Below are 17638 nucleotides of genomic sequence, written 5' to 3'. Positions count from 1 at the left end.
CCGATTGCCTTACCCATGCATGTCCGACGGCCGCACCGCCCCGGTTCCGCGGGGGACGGGGTGACGGGCGGCATGAATCATGCATATGTGCGACCGAATCGCCGTTGATCGGTCGTTGGGATTGTGTGCTCCCCCCGCACTTTCCATGCGCACTGGGAATGACTTTGCCCGTTGATTGACTCATGTGAGGGGCGCGTGTGCGGCTCTTCGTCTCACTGTCATACCAACGGGCGATGGTTCAGATGGCTGTGCGATTTTCTTAAGGGTGAAAAGTGAAAGGGGATGGACGGCAACTGTCGCGCCGGAAAAGGGAGAGGCCACGCCGGAAGAAAGGCGCGGCGGCGCGGTCCGGTGTGGCGCCGGACGCGCGGAGAAAGCCGGGAGACGGCCGGGGGAGGGCCGGGAAAAGGCGCGATGACGGCGCGGGTGCCACCCTGGCGGCGCTCGTTGCGCGGGCAGGGAGGAGGGCGCACGGCGTGCGCGCCATGCCGCGCGAGCGGTACGCGGACGATGCGCAGCCGCTCACACCAGGGCGCCCCGGAGTGCGCCTGCGGAAGCCTCGGCGTCCCGGGGTGTGACGGAGGGCGGGGAAGGGTGGGGGAGGAGCGCGGGCGCGGCCCCGTGGGCCGCGCCTGGCGCCCTGGTCAGCGCGTCTGGGCGCTCTGCGGCGTGATCCCGACCTCGGACATGTAGGCCGACAGCACCAGCCTGCCGATCGCCGGATAGGCGCCCAGCGGCTGCGCGGTGGGGCAGCCGGCCTCCTCGGCGGCGGCCTCCAGCAGCCCCTCGGGGATCTCGGGGCCGATCAGGCAGGGCGCGAGCGCCAGCTGCTGCGACCCGGCCTCGGTGAGCTTGCGCGCGGTCTCCGTGACCGCGCCCTCCTGGTCGAGCGCGGCGGCGAGCACCGGCACCGCCAGTCGCGCCGACAGCAGCATGCCGGTGATCCCGGCCGCCTGCACCGCCTCGTCACCGCCCGCCGTCGCGAGCACGATGCCGTCCGCCGCCGTCGCGACGGTGAACAGCCGCGCCCGGTCGGCGCGCGCGAGCCCCGCCTCGGACAGCCGCACGTGCACGGCCTCGGCCAGCAGCGGATGCGGCCCCAGCACGTCGGTCAGCACCGCTCCCGAGCCGCTGCCGAGCACCTCCTGCCGCAGCACGCGAAGCCGGGCGCCGTCCGGCCCGGCGAGCAGCGGCACGACGACCGCCGACGGCTGCTGCTCGGCGGACTCGCCGCGCTCCGCCGCCACCCGCGAGAGGACCCCGGCGAGCGTGGGGAACTCCCCCTCGCCGCCGTCCTCGCCGTCCTCGCCGTCCTCACCGCCCTGGGCGGTGGCCCCGCCCTCGGTGAAACCGAGCCTGGCGTCCAGGCCCGGCAGTTCCGACCGCGCGATGCTCAGCACCTCGTCCGCGAGGGAACGGGCCTCCGCCGACGGCCCGCCGGGCACGGCGAGCACCAGCGCGGGCGCGTCCTCGGGCGCGGACACGGGCTCCGGCCGGCGGTGGCGTCCGGACTGGCGGGGACGCGGCATGCGTACGGGAAGGCCGTGGGACGGCGCAGAGGGGGAGCTCATGCCGCCGCATGTTAATGCCTTGATGTGCTTGGCTGTTCTTCCGGGGGGACACGGGAGAGTTCTGTCCTGATATATCCCGCGCGTCGGTGTGGGCGTCCCGGCGGCGTGTTTACGCGCTCCCTGGTCACGGGCCCGCGCCGGTGACGCGGAGCAGCGCCGGGTCGCGGGGCAGCCGCAGCCGTCCCGCGGCGAGCCGCGCGGCGATCAGCAGGGCGCCCGCCAGCGGCTGCCCGGCCGCCTCCTCCACCGCCGCCTCCGGCAGGCGGCGCGCCAACTCCTCGCGCAGCGGCCCGAGAAGCGGCTCGCCGAGGCCCAGCAGCCCGCCCGTCAGGGCGACTGCACGCCCGCCACCGCCGCCGTTCACCGGCGGGCAGACGGCTGCCGCCGTACCGGCGATCTCCCGTGCGGACGCCCGCAGGATGCCGCGCGCGACGGGATCGGGCGCCGCGCCGGCGGCGCAGCGCGCCACCTCCGGCGCGAAGGAGGCGAGCACGGCGGGCCGGTCGCTCCTCGGGTACAGCCTCCCCGGCATGCCCGCCGCCGGGCCGAACACGGCCTCGGCCCGCGCCAGCAGCGGCGCCGAGCCGCCGTCCCTGCCGTCGTGCGCCCGCAGCGCCGCCTCAAGACCCGCCCGGCCGATCCACGCGCCGCCGCCGCAGTCGCCGAGGAGGTGCCCCCAGCCGTCCGCGCGCCGCCAGGCCGTGAGGTCCGTGCCCAGGGCGATGAGTCCGGTGCCCGCCGCGACGACCGCGCCGGGCCGTTCGCCGACCGCGCCCGCGTAGCCCGTCACGGCGTCGGCCGCCAGCGCGACCGCCGCCGCGCCCACGGCGTCCCGCAGCGCGCCCGGCAGGCGTTCCCGCAGCTCGCCGCCCAGCGTGGCCATCCCCGCCGCGCCCACGCACACCGCCGCCACCCGGGGCCCGGCACCGGCGGCGGCGCGCAGCGCGCCGAGCGCGGGCAGCAGCAGATCGAGCAGGTGCCCGGCGTCGATCCCCGCCTCACCGGTGCGCACCGGCGGCGCGGTCACCGGCTCACCGGCCGGGACGGGCGCGCCGTCCGGGCCGACGCGGGCGAGCGCCACCCGGAGCCCGGAGCCGCCGGAGTCCACCCCGGCGACCCAGGTGCCCGCCCCGGGCGGCGCGGCGGTCACGGCAGTTTCCAGTCCACGGCGGCCGCGCCCTGCTCCTCCAGCAGCGCGTTCGCCCGGCTGAAGGGGCGCGAGCCGAAGAAGCCGCGGTCGGCGGACATGGGGGAGGGGTGCGCGGATTCCACGCTCGGTACGGCGCCCAGCATGGGACGCAGGTTACGGGCGTCGCGCCCCCACAGGATCGCGACCAGCGGCCCGCCGCGCGCGACGAGCGCCCGGATGGCCTGCTCGGTGACCTCCTCCCAGCCCTTGCCGCGGTGCGCGCCCGGCCGCCTCGGGGCGGTGGTGAGGGCGCGGTTGAGGAGGAGGACGCCCTGCTCGGTCCAGGGCGTCAGGTCGCCCGTCGAGGGGCGGGGAAGGCCGAGGTCGCGGTGCAGTTCGAGGAAGATGTTCTCCAGGGAGCCGGGCAGGGGCCTGGTGTCGGGCGCCACCGAGAAGCTCAGCCCCACCGCGTGCCCCGGCGTGGGATACGGGTCCTGACCGACAATCAGGACCCGTACCCGTTCGAAGGGTTGCTGGAAGGCGCGCAGGACGTTCGCCCCGGCCGGGAGGTATGTGCGCCCGGCCGCGATCTCCGCGCGCAGGAAGTCCCCCATGGCGGCGATGCGGTCGGCCACCGGGGTCAGAGCCGTGGCCCAGCCAGGCTCAAGGATCTCGTTCAAGGGTCGTGCTGCCACGGTCGGTCACCCTACTGGCGCAGCACGTGCCCCGTCGTCCCGGCCGCCCGTCAGGCCGCCCTGCGATACTGGAGCGGCAGCACCTCGCCCGTGTGCCCCAGCTCGCGGGCGGCGCGCAGCGGCCAGTACGGGTCGCGCAGCAGCTGGCGGCCGAGCAGCACCGCGTCTGCCTCGCCCGCGGCGAGGATCTTCGCGGCCTGCCCCGGTTCGGTGATGAGCCCGACGGCCGCCACGGGCATGTCGGTCTCGGCCCGCACACGTGCCGCGAACGGCACCTGGTAGCCCGGGTCCGACGGGATGGCGACGCCGGGCACGTTGCCGCCCGTCGAGACGTCGAGCAGGTCCACGCCGTGCGCGAGCAGGTCGGCCGCGAACCGCACGGTGTCGTCCGGCGTCCAGCCGCCCTCCGCCAGCCACTCGGTCGCGGAGATCCGGAAGAACAGCGGCAGTTCGTCCGGCCACACCGCGCGCACGGCGTCCACGACCTCCAGCGGGAAACGGGTGCGGCCCGCGTGGTCGCCGCCGTACGCGTCGGTGCGGCGGTTGCTCACGGGGGAGAGGAACTGCGCCAGCAGGTACCCGTGCGCGCCGTGCACCTCCGCGACGCGGAAGCCCGCTTCCAGCGCGCGGCGCGCGGCGTCCGCGAACTCCTGCGCGATCTCGCCCATGCGGCCGGTGGACAGCTCCGCGGGCAGGAGGTGCCCCTCGGCGAACGGCACGGGGCTCGGCCCGACGACCGGCCAGCCGCCCTCGTCCTGCCGCAGCGGCCCGCCGCCGTCCCAGGGGCGTCCCGTGGACGCCTTTCGCCCGGCATGAGCCAGTTGGACTCCGGGAACCGCGCCGTGCTCCGCGATCGCGCGGGTGACGCGGCGCAGGGCCTCCGTCTGCCGCCCGTTCCACAGCCCCAGGTCGTACGGGCTGATCCGGCCCTCGGCGCTGACCGCCGTCGCCTCCGTCAGGACGAGGCCGCTGCCGCCGACCGCCCGGGTCGCGTAGTGGGTGTGGTGCCAGTCGGTCGCCACCCCCGCGTCCTCGCCCGACGCGGGTGACGAGTACTGGCACATGGGGGCCATCCACACGCGGTTGGGAAGGGTCAGCGAGCGCAGGGTGAGGGGCTCGAACAGCGTGGTCATGCGGCGTTCCTCCGGAAGAGGGAGCGGGAGCGCGAGCTTGTACGATATCTATCGTACTACTTGGCGGGAAGCCGCCCCGGCCCTCGTACACTTGGCCGCATGACGACCTCCCCCGGCGCCGGCACCGCGACGACCGGACGGGACCTCCCCCATCCGCCGGACGACGCCATCCGGCTCGACCAGGTGCTCCACGCCCTCGCCGACCCGGTGCGGCTCGCCATCGTCGCCGCGCTGGCGGCGGACCCCGGCGAGGCCCTGCCGTGCTCCGCGCTGCCCGTGCCGGTGACCAAGTCCACCGCCACGCACCACTTCCGCGTGCTGCGCGAGAGCGGCGTGATCCGCCAGTGCTACCGGGGCACGGCCAAGCTCAACGAGCTGCGCCGCGCCGAGCTGGCCGGCCTCTTCCCCGGCCTGCTCGACGCGGTCCTCACCGCAGCCGCCCGCGAGGGGGAACGCGGACGGCAGGGCGCCGCGACCGGCTGACCCCCGCCGCCCCGCTCAGCCGAGGCCGCGCATCCGGTCGATCTCCACCGACTGGTCGGCGACCATGTCCGTGGCCAGCTGGGCGACCTCCACGTCGTTGCCCGCCGACAGCAGGTCCGTCGCCATCACCACCGCGCCCTCGTGGTGCGCGACCATCAGGTCCAGGAAGAGCGCGTCGAACTCCGCGCCGCGCGCCGCCGCCAGCTCCGCCAGCTCCTCCTCGCCCGCCATCCCCGGCATCGCGTGGTCCGCGTGCGCCTCGTCCCCGCCGCTGCCGTCGTCCGCGCCGGTGCCCGCGTTCCGCGTCACCCAGGCGTTCATCACGTCGATCTCCGGGCCCTGCGCCGCCTCGACGCGCGCCGCGATCCGCCGCACCGCCTCGTCCTGCGCGTACTCCGCCGCGAGCGCCGCCATGTCGAGGGCCTGCCGGTGGTGGACGGGCATCATGCGCATGAACGCGAAGTCCGCCGCGTTCGGCTCGGTGCCCTCCTCGGCCTCCGACCGCGCCTCCTCGGGCGAGAGCGTCCGCGCCGGGTCGCCCGGTCCGTCCGGCGCGATGACGTCCGGGGTGCCCCCCTCGCCCGAGCCCCCGGCGGAGCCGCCGCCGTCCGGCGAGCCGCCGGAGCAGGCGGCGGTGACCGCGAGTGCCAGCGCGGCGGCGGACAGGGCGGCGATGCGGGTCCAGGTGGTGCGGCGCTGCGTCAACGGTCCTCCTGTGAACGGGGTGTTGCCGGTTCCGGCGAGCCTTTTGATATGTACATGCGATGGGCAGGTATCGGAGGATCTCTTTCTTTCCAGATCTGTTCCGATCAATTCCGCCCGGCCACCGGGCGGATGACAGGGAGGACGCGTGACCACGTTGCGCAGGCACCCCGTGCCCCGCGGACGACTCGGCGTGACGGCGGCCCTGGCCGGCCTGCTCGCCGCCCTCTGCCTCGCCGGCCCGGCCGCCGCCGTCCCCGGCCCCGGGGACACCCCGGAGCGGGCCGCGACCGAGGCCGCCGCCGGGAGCGCCGAGATCCCCGGCGTCGGCGAGATCGCGCACAGCGACAACATCACGCCGCTGGCCAACATCCCCCGGAGCGCCGCCCTCACCGGCACCAACTCCGACATCGCGTTCCAGGACGACTACGCCTTCGCCGGAAACTACGACGGCTTCGTCGTCTACGACATCCGCCGCCCCTCGACGCCGCGCATCGTCAGCCAGGTCCTGTGCCCGGGAGCCCAGAACGACATCTCCGTCTCGGGCGACCTGCTGTTCCTGTCGGTCGACTCCTCGCGCAGCGACGACTCGTGCTCCAGCACGGCCCTCCCCGCGACCGAGAAGGCCGCCTGGGAGGGCATCCGCGTCTTCGACATCAGCGACGTGCGCCACCCGGAGTACGTCGCCTCCGTCGAGACCTCCTGCGGCTCCCACACCCACACCATCGTCCCGGAGCGCCGTGACGTGTGGGTGTACGTCTCCTCCTACTCGCCCAACGCGGCGTTCCCCGACTGCCAGCCCCCGCACGACGGCATCTCCGTCGTCCGGGTCCCGCGCAGCCACCCGGAGCGCGCGGCGCTGACCAGCTTCGAGGTCGTCTTCCCCGACGGCGGCTTCCCCGGCGACTCCAACAGCTCAGCCACCACCGGCTGCCACGACATCACGGCCTACCCGGCGCTCGACCTCGCCGCCGGCGCCTGCATGGGCGACGGCGTCCTGTTCGACATCTCCGACCGGGCGCGCCCCGAGGTCCTCGACCAGGTCGAGGACGCCGAGCACTTCGCGTTCTGGCACTCCGCCACGTTCAGCCAGGACGGCCGCAAGGTCGTCTTCACCGACGAACTCGGCGGCGGTGGCGGCGCGATGTGCAACGAGGCGACGGGCGACGAGTTCGGCGCCGACGGCATCTACCACGTCACCGGGCGCGGCGACCACCGGCGCCTGGAGTTCCAGAGCTACTTCAAGATCCCCCGCAACCAGGCCGACACCGAGAACTGCGTGGCGCACAACGGGTCCCTGATCCCCGCCCGCGGGCGCGACATCATGGTCCAGGCGTGGTACCAGGGCGGCGTCTCCGTCTGGGACTTCACCAACTCGCGCCGCCCCGTGGAGATCGGCTGGTTCGAACGCGGCCCGATCACCGACGACGTCCTGTCCTTCGGCGGCTCCTGGTCCGCCTACTACTACAACGGCTACATCTACTCCAACGACCAGGCGGGCCTCGACGTCCTCCGCATCGACGACCGGCGCACCGACAGCGCCGCCCGCGTGCGGATCGACGAGCTGAACGCGCAGTCCCAGCCGCGGTACCGCTGACCCCTACCGCTGCGGCAGCAGGTACGGCTCCTGCGCCCCGCCGGACGGCTTGCCGCCCGGCGGGGCGCCCATCTCCCAGTCGAGCCCGTACCGCGTGAACAGTTCGGCCCGCAGCTGCGCCAGCGGCATCGGCGCCCCCGGCAGCAGCTGGGCGACCACCGCGCCCATCAGCAGCGCGCGCAGCAGCCGGTAGTCGGTCTCCGCGTCCGCCGACCCGTAGCGCTCCACGGTGTCCCGCAGCAGGAACGCGAGCCGCTGCTGCTCCACGCACTGGATGAAGCCCGTCTGTTGCAGCAGCCCCGCCATGTGCGCCCGCATCAGCACCGGGCGGCTCTGCGCCAGCCCCAGGATCGCGTCGACGGCGCGCGCCAGCAGTTCGCGCCCCGCGGCGGGGCCGGACGGCTCGGGCTCCCGGCCGAGCGCCTCGTCGAGCGTCAGATGCATCATCCGGTGGACGGCGGCCTGGAGCAGCTGGTGTTTACCGGAGAAGTAGTACGAGATCAGGCCGCGCGCCGAACCGGCGCGTTCGGCGATGTCACCCAAGGTCGTGGCCTCGTAGCCGCGTTCGGAGACCAGGTCGACCGTCGCCTGGAGCAGCCGCTCCCGCGAACGCCGACGCATTTCTTCATTGACCGATGCGCGTCGAGGCGACATGCTGGACTCCCGTTGACTGGCTCACAGTCAATATACTCAGCGGGCAACCGGACCTCCGCTCGACCGGCGGGGGTGTTCCGGTGTGCGGTATCGGGCGGCGCGGGGGACCGCCCGATACCGCCGTCTCCGTCCGGCCGCCGCACGGCCCGCGTCCTCACCGGCCGCCGCGCGCCGGCGACAGCACCGGCCGCAGCCCGTCCGGCCGCCGTTCCACCGGCAGATGCTCCACGAAGTGCACGGCGCACCCGAGCGCCGCGGCCCCGCCGTCGGCCTGCCTGTCGTCGCCCACCATCAGCGTCCGCACCGGCGGCACCCCCAGCGCGTCGCACGCCAACCTGAAAATCTCCGGTGCCGGTTTCTGCACGCCGTGCTCGAAGGACAGCACGTAGGCGTCCACCAGACCGTCCAGCCCATGGGAACGGAACACAGGCCGTACGTCCCACCCGATGTTGCTGACGACCGCGACCGGCACGCCCCGTTCCCGCAGCCCGCGCAGCACGTCCGCCGCATCTGGGTACGGCTGCCACGCCGCCGGTTCCATGTGCCGGTCGTACAGCACGTCGTACACGTCGGGACCGGCCTCCGGCTGCGGGAGGGGCACGCGCCGTGCGAGCGCCGTGTACAGCGCCCGGTGACTGTCCGCGTCGCGGTCCCGCACCGCCCACAGCCCGGCCAGTCCGGGCGGCACCACGTCCGGCGCCCGCCCGCCGGGCAGCGCGCCCGCCGCCTCCAGCTCCGCCGCCAGCCGCCCGGTCTCCCCGGCAGGCAGGCGGACGCCGACCCGTTCGAGCCCCGCGCGCAGCCACGAGCCGGCCGGCTCGATCCGCATCAGCGTCCCGGAGAAGTCGAAGAGGACGGCCTCCGCCGCCGCGTCACCCACCCAGCGCCCGCAGTCCCGGGAAGAAGGCGACCACCAGCGGCACGAGCGGCAGCAGCGTCGCCACCGCCGTCAGCCGCGCCCTGCGCGACACGGACAGCCGCCCCGCCGGGCTCAGCAGCCGGTGCACCCGGTGCGGCACGTGCGCGTGGTGCGAGGTCGGCGCGAAGGCGCCCCGGTCCTCGTTCAGCCCGACGAGCGCGAGCGCCGTCGTCAGCCGCCCGAAGCGGCGCGACGCCACGTCGTCGGCGGCCAGCTCCACCAGCCGGTGCACCTGCTGCTCGAACGCGGCGAAGACCGGCACCTTGGGGAAGCCGTTCGCCAGCGCCCCCGCGCAGTTCAGCAGCCAGTGGTGCCTGGCCCGCACGTGGCCCTGCTCGTGCGCGACGACGGCGTCGAGCTGCCGCCCCTTCAGCCGCCGCAACGCCCCCGAGGTGATGACCAGCCGCAGCGGTGTCCCCGGCAGCAGCCAGGCGTCGGGTCTGTCGTCCTCCAGCACCACCAGCCGGTCGCCGGGCTCCGCCTCCTCGCCCGGCAGGGTGGGGGACCGCTCCAGCAGTTCAGCCCGCGCCCGGCGGCGGCGCAGCCGCGCCAGCCGCACCTCGCGGGTCAGCATGACGGCGGTCCACGCGCCCCCGGCCGCCAGCAGCACGGCCGTCACAGCGGCCCACCAGCGGTCCTCCGAGTGCAGCGCGTACGCGTCGATGACGCCTGCCGGGGCCGGCGCGAACACCTGCCCGCGCACGGCATGCCACGCGGCCGCCGCCGACAGCGCCATGGCCAGCACGCAGCACATCAGGACGGCCGCGACGACGCACTGCCACACCCACAGTGCGAGCACCGGTTCCCGGTCGGGCCACGACCAGCGGGCCAGCAGGCGCGGCGCCGTCGCCGCGGTGAGCGCGCCCAGCACCAACAGCGCGATGGCGATCCCCATGCCACCAGCCTAGTGCCACGCCGACCGGGGCGTGGCCCCTCGCGACGGTCGGCACGGAGCCCCGCCGCGTCGCCGAAGTGCCCGCCTGCGCGCGGCGCGCGGGCGATCCGCCGCCTCAGCCCGCACGGGCCGTTCACAGGGACAGCAGCATGACGAACATCCCCGCCGCCAGGGCGCCCCGGCAGGCCGCCGACAGCTCGGGTTCCGCCACCGCCGGCCCGTGCCCGCCGCCACCCGCCCGCACCGGTACCAGCAGCGGCCCGCAGCGCAGCGCGTGCAGGCCGAAGTAGAGCAGCAGCCCGCCCGTCAGCGCGGGCACCCCCGAGGGGCCGTGCGCCCCGCCGTGCCCGCCGCCCGCGGCCATGGCGACCGCCATGTACGCCATCGCCGCGCCCTCCGCCACGTGATGCGCCCGGTGGGGCGGGGCCGACGGCCCCGGCACGCCCGCCCACAGCGCGACGCCGCCCGAGACCGCCCCCAGGGCGAGCGCCACGGCGGCGGACGCGGGCAGGCCAGGCAGGGCCATCACCGCCATCACGACACCCATCGCCCCCTCCACGCCCGCCGAGCGCCGCGCCGCCCCGGCCGTCCCGCGCAGCCGCAGCAGGCAGTACGCGCCCGTGCCGCCGCACAGCGCCACCAGCAGCCAGCCGACCAGCACCGGTCCATGCACCGCCGCACCTCCCGCGTCGCCGAGCCCTGTCGCCGCCCGGTACCTCCCCCGTGCGGGAGCACGGCCCGCACAGCGCACGGGGGCGCGGGGGAGCACGGCCGTTACCATCCGGGACATGACGACACGCCCACTGACCTTCCGCGACGCCACCGAGTCCGACGTCCCCGCGCTCGTGGCCCTCGTCGAGTCCGCCTACCGGGGCGACGCGAGCCGCGCCGGCTGGACCACGGAGGCGGACATCCTCGAAGGGCAGCGCACCGACCCCGACGGCGTGCGGGAGATCCTGCGCGACCCGGACAGCCTCGTGCTGGCCGTGGAGGACGGCGGCGCGCTCACCGCCTGCTGCCACATCCAGCGCCGCGCGGCGGACGGCCCGGGGGAGGCGGCCGCCGCGTACTTCGGCATGTTCGCCGTCAGGCCGGGCCTCCAGGGCGCCGGGCTCGGCAGGGCCGTGCTCGCCGAGGCGGAGCGCAGGGCGGCGGCCGGCTGGGGCGTGGCGCGCATGGAGATGCAGGTGATCTCCGTCCGTGACGACCTCATCGCGTGGTACGAGCGCCGGGGCTACGTCCGCACCGGCCGCACCAGCCCGTTCCCGTACGGCGACGAGCGCTTCGGCCTGCCGCTGCGCGCCGACCTGGAGTTCGAGCTGCTGGTCAAGCCGCTGGACTGACGGCCCGCACGATCTCCGGCGTGTCCGTCACCACGCCGTCGAGCCCCAGTTCCCGCACGCGCGCCAGGTCGGCGGGGGTGTTCACCGTCCAGCTGATGACGCGCAGCCCCGCCGCGTGCGCGCGCGCCACCACGCCGGTGTCCAGGTGGGCCAGCTCGCAGGAGATCATCGAGGCGCCGATCTCCACCGCCCGCTCGGGCGCGCTCGGCGTGGACCGCCCCGTCACCAGGGCCAGCGGTACGTCCGGCAGCAGCGCGCGCGTCTCGCGCAGCGCCGCGTCGTGGAACGAGATGACGGTGATCCTGCCGCGCAGCCGCAGCCGCTCGATCTCGCCCGCCAGCACCCGCGCCGCCGCCGCGTCCTTGATCTCCGCCTGGACCGGCCCCGCCACCGCGCCCGCCGCCTCGGCGAACACGGGGACCCGCTCGCCGCCGCCCGCGTCCAGGGCCCGCAGCTCCGCGAGCGTCAGGTCGGCGATCAGCCCCGTGCCGTCCGTGGTGCGGTCCACTGCGGCGTCGTGCATGACCACCAGGGCGCCGTCCTTGCTCAGGTGCACGTCCAGCTCGACCTCGTCCACGCCCGCCTCCTCGGCGCGGCGGAAGGAACGCAGCGTGTTCTCCGGCTCGACGGCCATCAGGCCCCGGTGTCCGACGGTCAGCAGCGGCATGCGGCCAGCGTAGACCGGCGCCCGCGCACGCCCGGCCGCCGGGGGAACGCCGCGACACACCGGTTGAACGGGCGATCTCCTCCGGATACCGTGAGGTCATACCGGAAAATCTTCTGTGGAGGGTGGGTCATGGCGGAAAACTTGGCGTCGATTGCCTCGGACGGCGACAGGACGGCGGTCCCCCGGGCCGCCGACGAGGCGTCCGGCCGTGTGGTGGACCACCCCGCCTGGACCGTCCTGAAGCGCGCGGTCGAGGAGCTGCGCCCCGCCCAGGCGAAGGACGGCTCCATCGACTTCTCCGCCGACGGCGCCCCCACCCGCGCCGAGGCTGCCGCGCTCGTCGGCCGGATCGTCGCGGCGCTCGACGAGCTGTCCCCCCTGCTGCCGCACGACGCGGCCTACCACCGCGCCCTCGCCGCCGACCTGCGGCGCTGGGCCGGCGACGGCTTCGGCGTCCCGGACTTCCTCGACTCCCTGCTCGCCTTCCATCCGGCGGCCGACCGCACGGACGGGCGCCGGCACCTCGTCGTCTTCCCCATGTACACGCAGAACGGCAACCCGGACCGCAACCTGGAGGCGCTCGTCCTGCGCGTCGTCTGGCCCGGCTGGCTGGCCGAGCTGGAGCGCACCCGCTACGACAACCCGCTCTTCCTCGGCATCACCTTCGAGGACTTCACGGCCGGGTACGACACCAACTCCGCCGTCCTCTTCCCCGAGACCATCGCCGTGCGCGAGGCGCCGGAACGCTTCACCTGGGGCGGCATCTTCTGCGACCGCGAGGCCGCCCGCTTCCGCCGTGTCGCCGGGGCGGCCCGCGACGTCACCGGCCTGCGGCTGCCGGAGGAGGCCGAGGGCCTGCTCACCGACCAGCAGCGGTGCCAGGAGACCTTCATCCTGTGGGACATGGTCCACGACCGCACGCACAGCCACGGCGACCTGCCGTTCGACCCGTTCATGATCAAACAGCGCCAGCCGTTCTGGATGTACGGCCTGGAGGAGCTGCGCTGCGACCTCACCGCCTTCCACGAGGCCGGCCGGCTCGCCGCCGAGGGCCGCCCCCAGGGCCGCGACGTCCAGTACGCCGTCATCCTCGACCGCATCTTCCGCTTCCCGGTCACCGGCGCCCGCGTCCGCAACTACGACGGGCTCGGCGGCCAGCTGCTGTTCGCCTACCTCCACCGGCACGACGCGCTGCGCTGGACGGACAACCGCCTGTCCATCGACTGGGACCGCGCCCGCGAGGTCACCGCTCGGCTGCGCGAGGAGATCGAGACGCTCTACCGCCTCGGCATCGACCGCCCCAAGCTCGTCCACTGGCTGAAGGCGTACGAGCTGGTGTCCACCTACCTCGCGCCGCACCCGGGCTCGACCTGGGCCAAGGGCCCCGACGCGCTCGACCTCACCCTGCCGCCGCGCAAGCTGGTGGACGCCGTGCTGCCCGACGAGTTCCCCCTCAGCCTGTTCTACGAGGCCCTGGCCAAGAAGCTGCGCGGCGTCGTCGAGTCCACCCGCGGCATCACCGCGCAGGCCGAGGAGGCGCAGGCGGCGTGACGCCCTCGGACACGCACGGCATCATGGACGCGGACGGGAAGGCGGCGATCATGGACGCGACCGGGCAGGACAGCCAGGAGCGGACGGGACCCCTCGGCGGGACCGTCGTCGCCGTGGCGGGCGCCGGCGGCCCCGCCGGAGCCGCGGTGCTGCGCGCGCTGACCGCCGCCGGGGCGGCCGTCGCCGCCGCCGACGCGGACGCCGTACGCCTCGCCGACGCGGTGCACGGCGCGCGCGAGGCACGGCCCGGCGCCCGCGTCACCCACACGGTCGTCGACCTCCTCGACCCCGCCGCGACCCGCGACTGGGCGGAGCGCGCCGAACGCGAGCACGGCCGGATCGACGGCCTGGTCCACCTCGTCGGCGGCTGGCGCGGCTCCCGGACGTTCGGGCAGACCGACCTCGCCGACTGGGACCTCCTGCACGGCCTGCTGATCCGCACCGTCCAGCACACCTCCCTCGCCTTCGAGGAGCCCCTCGTCCGCTCGGGCGACGGCCGCTTCGTCCTCGTCAGCGCCGCGGGCGCCACCCACCCCACCGCGGGCAACGCCGCCTACGCCGCAGCCAAGGCCGCCGCCGAGGCGTGGACCCTCGCCCTCGCCGACAGCTTCCGCCGGGCGGCGCCGCAGGACGGCCCGCCCCCGGCGGCGGCGACCGTCCTCGTCGTCAAGGCCCTGCTGACGGACGCGATGCGCGCCGAGCGCCCGGACCGCGCGTTCCCCGGCCACACGCATGTCACCGACCTCGCCGACGCCATCACCGCGCAGTGGTCGAAGCCCGCCCCCGACGTGAACGGAACCCGCCAGTGGCTCACCCCCCGACCGTGACGACCGACGCCCGCCGCCACCACGACCCGGAGCGGCGCGGCTTCGCCAGCGACAACTACGCGGGCGTCCACCCCGAGGTCCTCGCCGCGCTGGCCCTCGCCAACGGCGGTCACCAGCCCGCGTACGGCGCCGACGACTACACCGCCCACCTCCAGGACGTCTTCCGCCGCCACTTCGGGCCGCACGCCGAGGTGTTCCCGGTGTTCAACGGGACGGGCGCCAACGTCGTCGCGCTCCAGGCGATGACCGACCGCTGGGGCGCCGTGATCACGCCCGCCGGGGCCCACATCAACACGGACGAGTGCGGCGCCCCCGAACGCGTCGGCGGCCTCAAGCTCCTCACCGTCCCCGCGCCCGACGGCAAGCTCACACCGGACCTGGTCGCCCGCGAGGCGTGGGGCTTCGACGACGAGCACCGCGCGATGCCGCAGGTCGTCTCGCTCACCCAGTCCACCGAACTGGGCACGGTCTACACGCCGGACGAGATCCGCGCCGTCGCCGACGCCGCCCACGAACGCGGCCTCACCGTCCACATGGACGGCGCGCGCATCGCCAACGCCGCCGCATCCCTCGGCGTCCCGCTCGCCGCCCTCACCACCGACGCGGGCGTGGACGTCCTCTCCTTCGGCGGCACCAAGAACGGCCTCCTGTTCGGCGAGGCCGTCGTCGTCCTCACCGCGGACGCCGTGCGCGCCATGCCGCACCTGCGCAAGCTGTCGATGCAGCTCGCGTCCAAGATGCGTTTCGTCTCGGTGCAGTTCGAGGCGCTGCTCGCGGGCGACCTGTGGCTGCGCTCCGCGGCCCGCGCCAACGCCATGGCCGCCCGGCTCGCCGAGGGCGCCCGCGCGGTGGACGGCGTGGAGGTCCTCCAGGCGGCCGAGGCCAACGCCGTGTTCGCGCGGATGCCCCACGACGCGGCCGAGCGGCTCATGAAGCGGTACCGCTTCTACTTCTGGGACGAACCGGCGGGCCACGTCCGCTGGGTCTGCTCCTTCGACACCACGGAGGAGGATGTCGACGGCTTCCTCGCCGCCCTCGGGGAGGAGCTGGCCCGCTGAGGGGCCGCCCCCGTCCCCGGCCCCGCCGTCACCCGGCGGTGCGCGCCGGGGGCGGCGCGCTCCCGCCCAGGTGCGCCGGGAGCCACCAGGTGTCCTCCGGCCCCCTCGGCCTGGCGGGATACGCGCGCTGCGCCGCGTCGAGCAGCTCCTCCATGCGCGCCCGCAGCCGCCGCGTGAGGCGCATCGCGTACTCCTCGGAGCTCGCCTCGATCGGCTCGCCGACGCGGATCGTCACCGGGAAGTGGTTCCGCCCGAAGTCCCGCTTGCGGCCCTTGGTCCACAGCCGCTGCGTCCCCCACAGCGCCATCGGCAGCAGCGGCACACCGGCCTCCTGCGCCATGCGCGCCGCGCCCGACTTGAACTTCTGTAGCGTGAACGACGGCGAGATGGTCGCCTCGGGGAAGACCCCCACGATCTGCCCGTCTCGCAGCGCCTTCACCGCCTGGTCGAACGCCCCCTCGCCCTGCGCCCGGTCCACGGGTATGTGCTTCATGCCGCGCATCAGCGGCCCGGAGACGCGGTGGCGGAACACCGACTCCTTGGCCATGAAGCGTACGAGCCGCTTCGCCGGCCGGGCCGCGAAACCGGCGAAGACGAAGTCGAGATAGCCGATGTGGTTGCTCACCAGCACGGCGCCGCCCCGGCGCGGTACGTGGTCGCTGCCGTCCACGTCGAGGCGCAGGTCCAGTGCCTTGAACATGGTCCGCGCGACGGCGATGACCGGCGGGTACACGAACTCTGCCATGCGGGGGGTGCCCTTCTTCCATGCGGTGGACCTACGCAACCGTAACTTGCGGCACCGCAGGATCGTGCCCGAAAGCCGCCCGGATCACCAGCCCTCCCGCCGGGACAGGGCCCGCCGCCGCCCCGGAACCGGGAATGGACGCCCGGCGGGCGCGCTTGACCAGGGGAGGAACGCGCCCGCCCCGCCGCCCGTTCCCCGTATGACCCCGGCGCCGCGCGGGCAGGACAGCGACGACGGCACGACCACGGCGGCGGCACGGCGGCACGGCGACAGGAGGACGGCCATGGACGGACAGCGGCTCACCGCGGCGGACCTCGGCCTCGACGGCCTCGGCCGCCGCGCGACCCTCGTCCAGTTCTCCTCCGCCTTCTGCCGCCCCTGCCACGCCACCCGCCGGGTGCTCGGCGAGGTGGCCGCCATGGTGGACGGAGTCGTCCACGCCGAGATCGACGCCGAGTCCCACCTCGCGCTCGTCCGCGGCCTCGGGGTGACCGCCACCCCCACCGTCCTCGTTCTCGACGCCGGGGGCCGCGTCGTGCGCCGCGCCGCGGGGCAGCCGCGCAGGGCGGACGTCATCGCCGCCCTCGGCGCGGCGATACCCGGCTGACGCGGCCGGGCCCCGGGGCGTGCCCGGAGAGCCACGTCACAGTGCGGCATGCTTGCGCGCGGGGCGTACCCTTGTATGTACTGGCGAGTAACAATCCGGGCCGATCCTCGCGGCGCCCCGATCGCGGGCCGGGTGGGCGGACCGGATGTGCGGATCGAAAGCAGGAGGAGCCGGCGTGAGTCTGAGGATCGTTGTCTGTGTGAAGTACGTGCCCGACGCCACCGGTGACCGGTCCTTCGCCGAGGACCTGACCACCGACCGGGAGTCCGTGGACGGACTGCTCTCGGAGCTGGACGAGTACGCCGTCGAGCAGGCGCTCCGGATCGCGGAGGAGGCGGACGACGCGGAGGTCACCGTCGTCACCGCGGGCCCCGAGGACGCCGGCGACGCGCTGCGCAAGGCCCTGTCGATGGGTGCCGACAAGGCCGTCCACATCGAGGACGACGACCTGCACGGCACCGACGTGATCGGCACCTCGCTCGTCCTCGCCAAGGCCGCCGAGCACATCGGGTACGACCTGGTGCTCTGCGGCATGGCCTCGACGGACGGCGGCATGGGCGTCCTGCCCGCGCTCCTCGCCGAGCGCCTCCGGGTCCCGCAGGTGACGCTGCTGTCCGAACTCTCCGTCGCCGACGGCAAGGTCACCGGCCGCCGCGACGGCGACGCGGCCACCGAGCGCCTCCAGGCGCCGCTGCCCGCCGTCGTCTCCGTCACCGACCAGTCGGGCGAGGTCCGCTACCCGTCCTTCAAGGGGATCATGGCGGCCAAGAAGAAGCCGGTCGAGACGCTCGACCTGGAGGACCTGGACATCGAGGCGGAGCAGGTCGGCCTGGGCGGCGCGTGGACGACCGTGCTGTCGGCCACCGAGCGCCCGGCGCGCACGGCGGGCGAGATCGTCACCGACGAGGGCGAGGGCGGCAAGAAGCTCGCCGCCTTCCTCGCCGAGCGCAAGTTCGTCTGAGCGCGCGCCCGCCCCGCCCACCGGCCCGCACGACCCGGGCCCCCTCGACTCAGGGCCCCTCTCGCTTCAAGGCCCCCCTCGATTCAGGGCCCCCCTCGCTT

19 protein-coding genes are annotated in these 17638 nt (G+C 75.0%); 8 read left to right on the top strand and 11 right to left on the bottom strand.

Translation table 11 applies throughout. From position 1 onward, the window contains the following. Positions 1-644: 644 nt before the first annotated feature. The 4 genes from ACL02R_RS20015 to ACL02R_RS20000 form a co-directional block, all read right to left on the bottom strand. The gene (locus tag ACL02R_RS20015) at positions 645-1571 is read right to left on the bottom strand and encodes a hypothetical protein (RefSeq protein ID WP_412798324.1); all 927 of its coding nucleotides are present in this window, start codon (positions 1569-1571) and stop codon (positions 645-647) included. A 124-nt stretch (positions 1572-1695) separates the two neighbouring features. After that, on the bottom strand, positions 1696-2721 hold the full coding sequence (locus ACL02R_RS20010) for a BadF/BadG/BcrA/BcrD ATPase family protein (RefSeq protein WP_412798323.1): 1026 nt from the start codon (positions 2719-2721) through the stop codon (positions 1696-1698). Then, positions 2718-3395 (bottom strand): uracil-DNA glycosylase, encoded by a 678-nt coding sequence (locus ACL02R_RS20005; RefSeq protein ID WP_412798322.1) that lies wholly within the window; start codon positions 3393-3395, stop codon positions 2718-2720. The genes ACL02R_RS20010 and ACL02R_RS20005 overlap by 4 nt, the downstream gene beginning before the upstream one ends. A 50-nt stretch (positions 3396-3445) precedes the next feature. Beyond that, on the bottom strand, positions 3446-4528 hold the full coding sequence (locus ACL02R_RS20000; protein ID WP_412798321.1) for an NADH:flavin oxidoreductase/NADH oxidase: 1083 nt from the start codon (positions 4526-4528) through the stop codon (positions 3446-3448). Positions 4529-4627: 99 nt separating this feature from the next. On the opposite strand from ACL02R_RS20000, the gene ACL02R_RS19995 reads away from it, so the two are divergent. Further along, positions 4628-5011, top strand: coding sequence for an ArsR/SmtB family transcription factor (locus tag ACL02R_RS19995; RefSeq protein WP_412798320.1), 384 nt, complete (start codon positions 4628-4630; stop codon positions 5009-5011). A 15-nt stretch (positions 5012-5026) separates the two neighbouring features. Here ACL02R_RS19995 and ACL02R_RS19990 read toward each other — a convergent pair whose 3' ends face one another. Further along, positions 5027-5716 (bottom strand): DUF305 domain-containing protein, encoded by a 690-nt coding sequence (locus ACL02R_RS19990; RefSeq protein WP_412798319.1) that lies wholly within the window; start codon positions 5714-5716, stop codon positions 5027-5029. Between the two features lie 145 nt (positions 5717-5861). Between ACL02R_RS19990 and ACL02R_RS19985 the strand changes: the two genes are divergently transcribed. Further along, positions 5862-7310 carry an LVIVD repeat-containing protein gene (locus ACL02R_RS19985; protein ID WP_412798318.1) on the top strand — a complete coding sequence of 483 codons (1449 nt, stop codon included), beginning with the start codon at positions 5862-5864 and terminating at the stop codon, positions 7308-7310. Between the two features lie 3 nt (positions 7311-7313). Here ACL02R_RS19985 and ACL02R_RS19980 read toward each other — a convergent pair whose 3' ends face one another. The 4 genes from ACL02R_RS19980 to ACL02R_RS19965 form a co-directional block, all read right to left on the bottom strand. Then, the gene (locus ACL02R_RS19980) at positions 7314-7964 is read right to left on the bottom strand and encodes a TetR/AcrR family transcriptional regulator (protein WP_412798317.1); all 651 of its coding nucleotides are present in this window, start codon (positions 7962-7964) and stop codon (positions 7314-7316) included. A 154-nt stretch (positions 7965-8118) separates the two neighbouring features. Then, a complete protein-coding gene (locus tag ACL02R_RS19975; protein WP_412798335.1) occupies positions 8119-8793 on the bottom strand; it encodes an HAD family hydrolase in 675 nt (224 codons plus the stop codon). Positions 8794-8836: 43 nt separating this feature from the next. Next, on the bottom strand, positions 8837-9778 hold the full coding sequence (locus ACL02R_RS19970) for a M56 family metallopeptidase (protein WP_412798316.1): 942 nt from the start codon (positions 9776-9778) through the stop codon (positions 8837-8839). 133 nt (positions 9779-9911) lie between these two features. Continuing rightward, on the bottom strand, positions 9912-10451 hold the full coding sequence (locus tag ACL02R_RS19965) for a DUF5134 domain-containing protein (RefSeq protein WP_412798315.1): 540 nt from the start codon (positions 10449-10451) through the stop codon (positions 9912-9914). Between the two features lie 115 nt (positions 10452-10566). Between ACL02R_RS19965 and ACL02R_RS19960 the strand changes: the two genes are divergently transcribed. Then, entirely contained in the window at positions 10567-11121 is a 555-nt protein-coding gene (locus ACL02R_RS19960; protein WP_412798314.1) for a GNAT family N-acetyltransferase, read from the top strand. Here ACL02R_RS19960 and ACL02R_RS19955 read toward each other — a convergent pair. Continuing rightward, positions 11105-11788: a glycerophosphodiester phosphodiesterase gene (locus ACL02R_RS19955; protein ID WP_412798313.1), complete on the bottom strand. Its 684-nt coding sequence runs from the start codon at positions 11786-11788 to the stop codon at positions 11105-11107. The two genes, ACL02R_RS19960 and ACL02R_RS19955, sit on opposite strands and share 17 nt — an antisense overlap. A gap of 129 nt (positions 11789-11917) precedes the next feature. Between ACL02R_RS19955 and ACL02R_RS19950 the strand changes: the two genes are divergently transcribed. Genes ACL02R_RS19950 through ACL02R_RS19940 form a run of 3 tightly spaced genes read left to right on the top strand, consistent with a single transcriptional unit; the run spans position 11918 to position 15224 of the window. After that, the gene (locus tag ACL02R_RS19950; RefSeq protein ID WP_412798312.1) at positions 11918-13339 is read left to right on the top strand and encodes a DUF6421 family protein; all 1422 of its coding nucleotides are present in this window, start codon (positions 11918-11920) and stop codon (positions 13337-13339) included. A 50-nt stretch (positions 13340-13389) separates the two neighbouring features. Continuing rightward, complete coding sequence (locus ACL02R_RS19945; RefSeq protein WP_412798334.1) at positions 13390-14166, top strand: SDR family NAD(P)-dependent oxidoreductase; 777 nt, start codon at positions 13390-13392, stop codon at positions 14164-14166. Further along, on the top strand, positions 14145-15224 hold the full coding sequence (locus ACL02R_RS19940) for a threonine aldolase family protein (protein ID WP_412798311.1): 1080 nt from the start codon (positions 14145-14147) through the stop codon (positions 15222-15224). Before ACL02R_RS19945 ends, ACL02R_RS19940 begins: the two co-directional genes overlap by 22 nt. A 28-nt stretch (positions 15225-15252) precedes the next feature. Here the strand turns inward: ACL02R_RS19940 and ACL02R_RS19935 are convergent, their stop codons facing one another. Next, the gene (locus ACL02R_RS19935; RefSeq protein ID WP_412798310.1) at positions 15253-15969 is read right to left on the bottom strand and encodes a lysophospholipid acyltransferase family protein; all 717 of its coding nucleotides are present in this window, start codon (positions 15967-15969) and stop codon (positions 15253-15255) included. A 283-nt stretch (positions 15970-16252) separates the two neighbouring features. On the opposite strand from ACL02R_RS19935, the gene ACL02R_RS19930 reads away from it, so the two are divergent. Together ACL02R_RS19930 and ACL02R_RS19925 are read left to right on the top strand one after the other, a co-directional pair. Beyond that, positions 16253-16576 (top strand): TlpA family protein disulfide reductase, encoded by a 324-nt coding sequence (locus ACL02R_RS19930; RefSeq protein WP_412798333.1) that lies wholly within the window; start codon positions 16253-16255, stop codon positions 16574-16576. A gap of 175 nt (positions 16577-16751) precedes the next feature. Beyond that, positions 16752-17537 (top strand): electron transfer flavoprotein subunit beta/FixA family protein, encoded by a 786-nt coding sequence (locus ACL02R_RS19925; protein ID WP_412798309.1) that lies wholly within the window; start codon positions 16752-16754, stop codon positions 17535-17537. Positions 17538-17638 lie beyond the last annotated feature (101 nt).

This window comes from Streptomyces sp. MS19, assembly GCF_047200595.1.
Lineage (GTDB): Bacteria > Actinomycetota > Actinomycetes > Streptomycetales > Streptomycetaceae > Streptomyces.
The sequence above is the reverse complement of the archived record's forward strand: the minus strand, read 5'-3'. Positions and strand labels throughout refer to the sequence as shown.

Bases quoted from the DNA above. Each gene is read 5' to 3' on its own strand.
- ACL02R_RS20015 (WP_412798324.1), bottom strand. From the start codon at position 1,571: ATGAGCTCCCCCTCTGCGCCGTCCCACGGCCTTCCCGTACGCATGCCG.
- ACL02R_RS20000 (WP_412798321.1), bottom strand. From the start codon at position 4,528: ATGACCACGCTGTTCGAGCCCCTCACCCTGCGCTCGCTGACCCTTCCC.
- ACL02R_RS19995 (WP_412798320.1), top strand. From the start codon at position 4,628: ATGACGACCTCCCCCGGCGCCGGCACCGCGACGACCGGACGGGACCTC.
- ACL02R_RS19980 (WP_412798317.1), bottom strand. From the start codon at position 7,964: ATGTCGCCTCGACGCGCATCGGTCAATGAAGAAATGCGTCGGCGTTCG.
- ACL02R_RS19975 (WP_412798335.1), bottom strand. From the start codon at position 8,793: ATGCGGATCGAGCCGGCCGGCTCGTGGCTGCGCGCGGGGCTCGAACGG.
- ACL02R_RS19970 (WP_412798316.1), bottom strand. From the start codon at position 9,778: ATGGGGATCGCCATCGCGCTGTTGGTGCTGGGCGCGCTCACCGCGGCG.
- ACL02R_RS19960 (WP_412798314.1), top strand. From the start codon at position 10,567: ATGACGACACGCCCACTGACCTTCCGCGACGCCACCGAGTCCGACGTC.
- ACL02R_RS19955 (WP_412798313.1), bottom strand. From the start codon at position 11,788: ATGCCGCTGCTGACCGTCGGACACCGGGGCCTGATGGCCGTCGAGCCG.
- ACL02R_RS19950 (WP_412798312.1), top strand. From the start codon at position 11,918: ATGGCGGAAAACTTGGCGTCGATTGCCTCGGACGGCGACAGGACGGCG.
- ACL02R_RS19945 (WP_412798334.1), top strand. From the start codon at position 13,390: ATGGACGCGACCGGGCAGGACAGCCAGGAGCGGACGGGACCCCTCGGC.
- ACL02R_RS19935 (WP_412798310.1), bottom strand. From the start codon at position 15,969: ATGGCAGAGTTCGTGTACCCGCCGGTCATCGCCGTCGCGCGGACCATG.
- ACL02R_RS19930 (WP_412798333.1), top strand. From the start codon at position 16,253: ATGGACGGACAGCGGCTCACCGCGGCGGACCTCGGCCTCGACGGCCTC.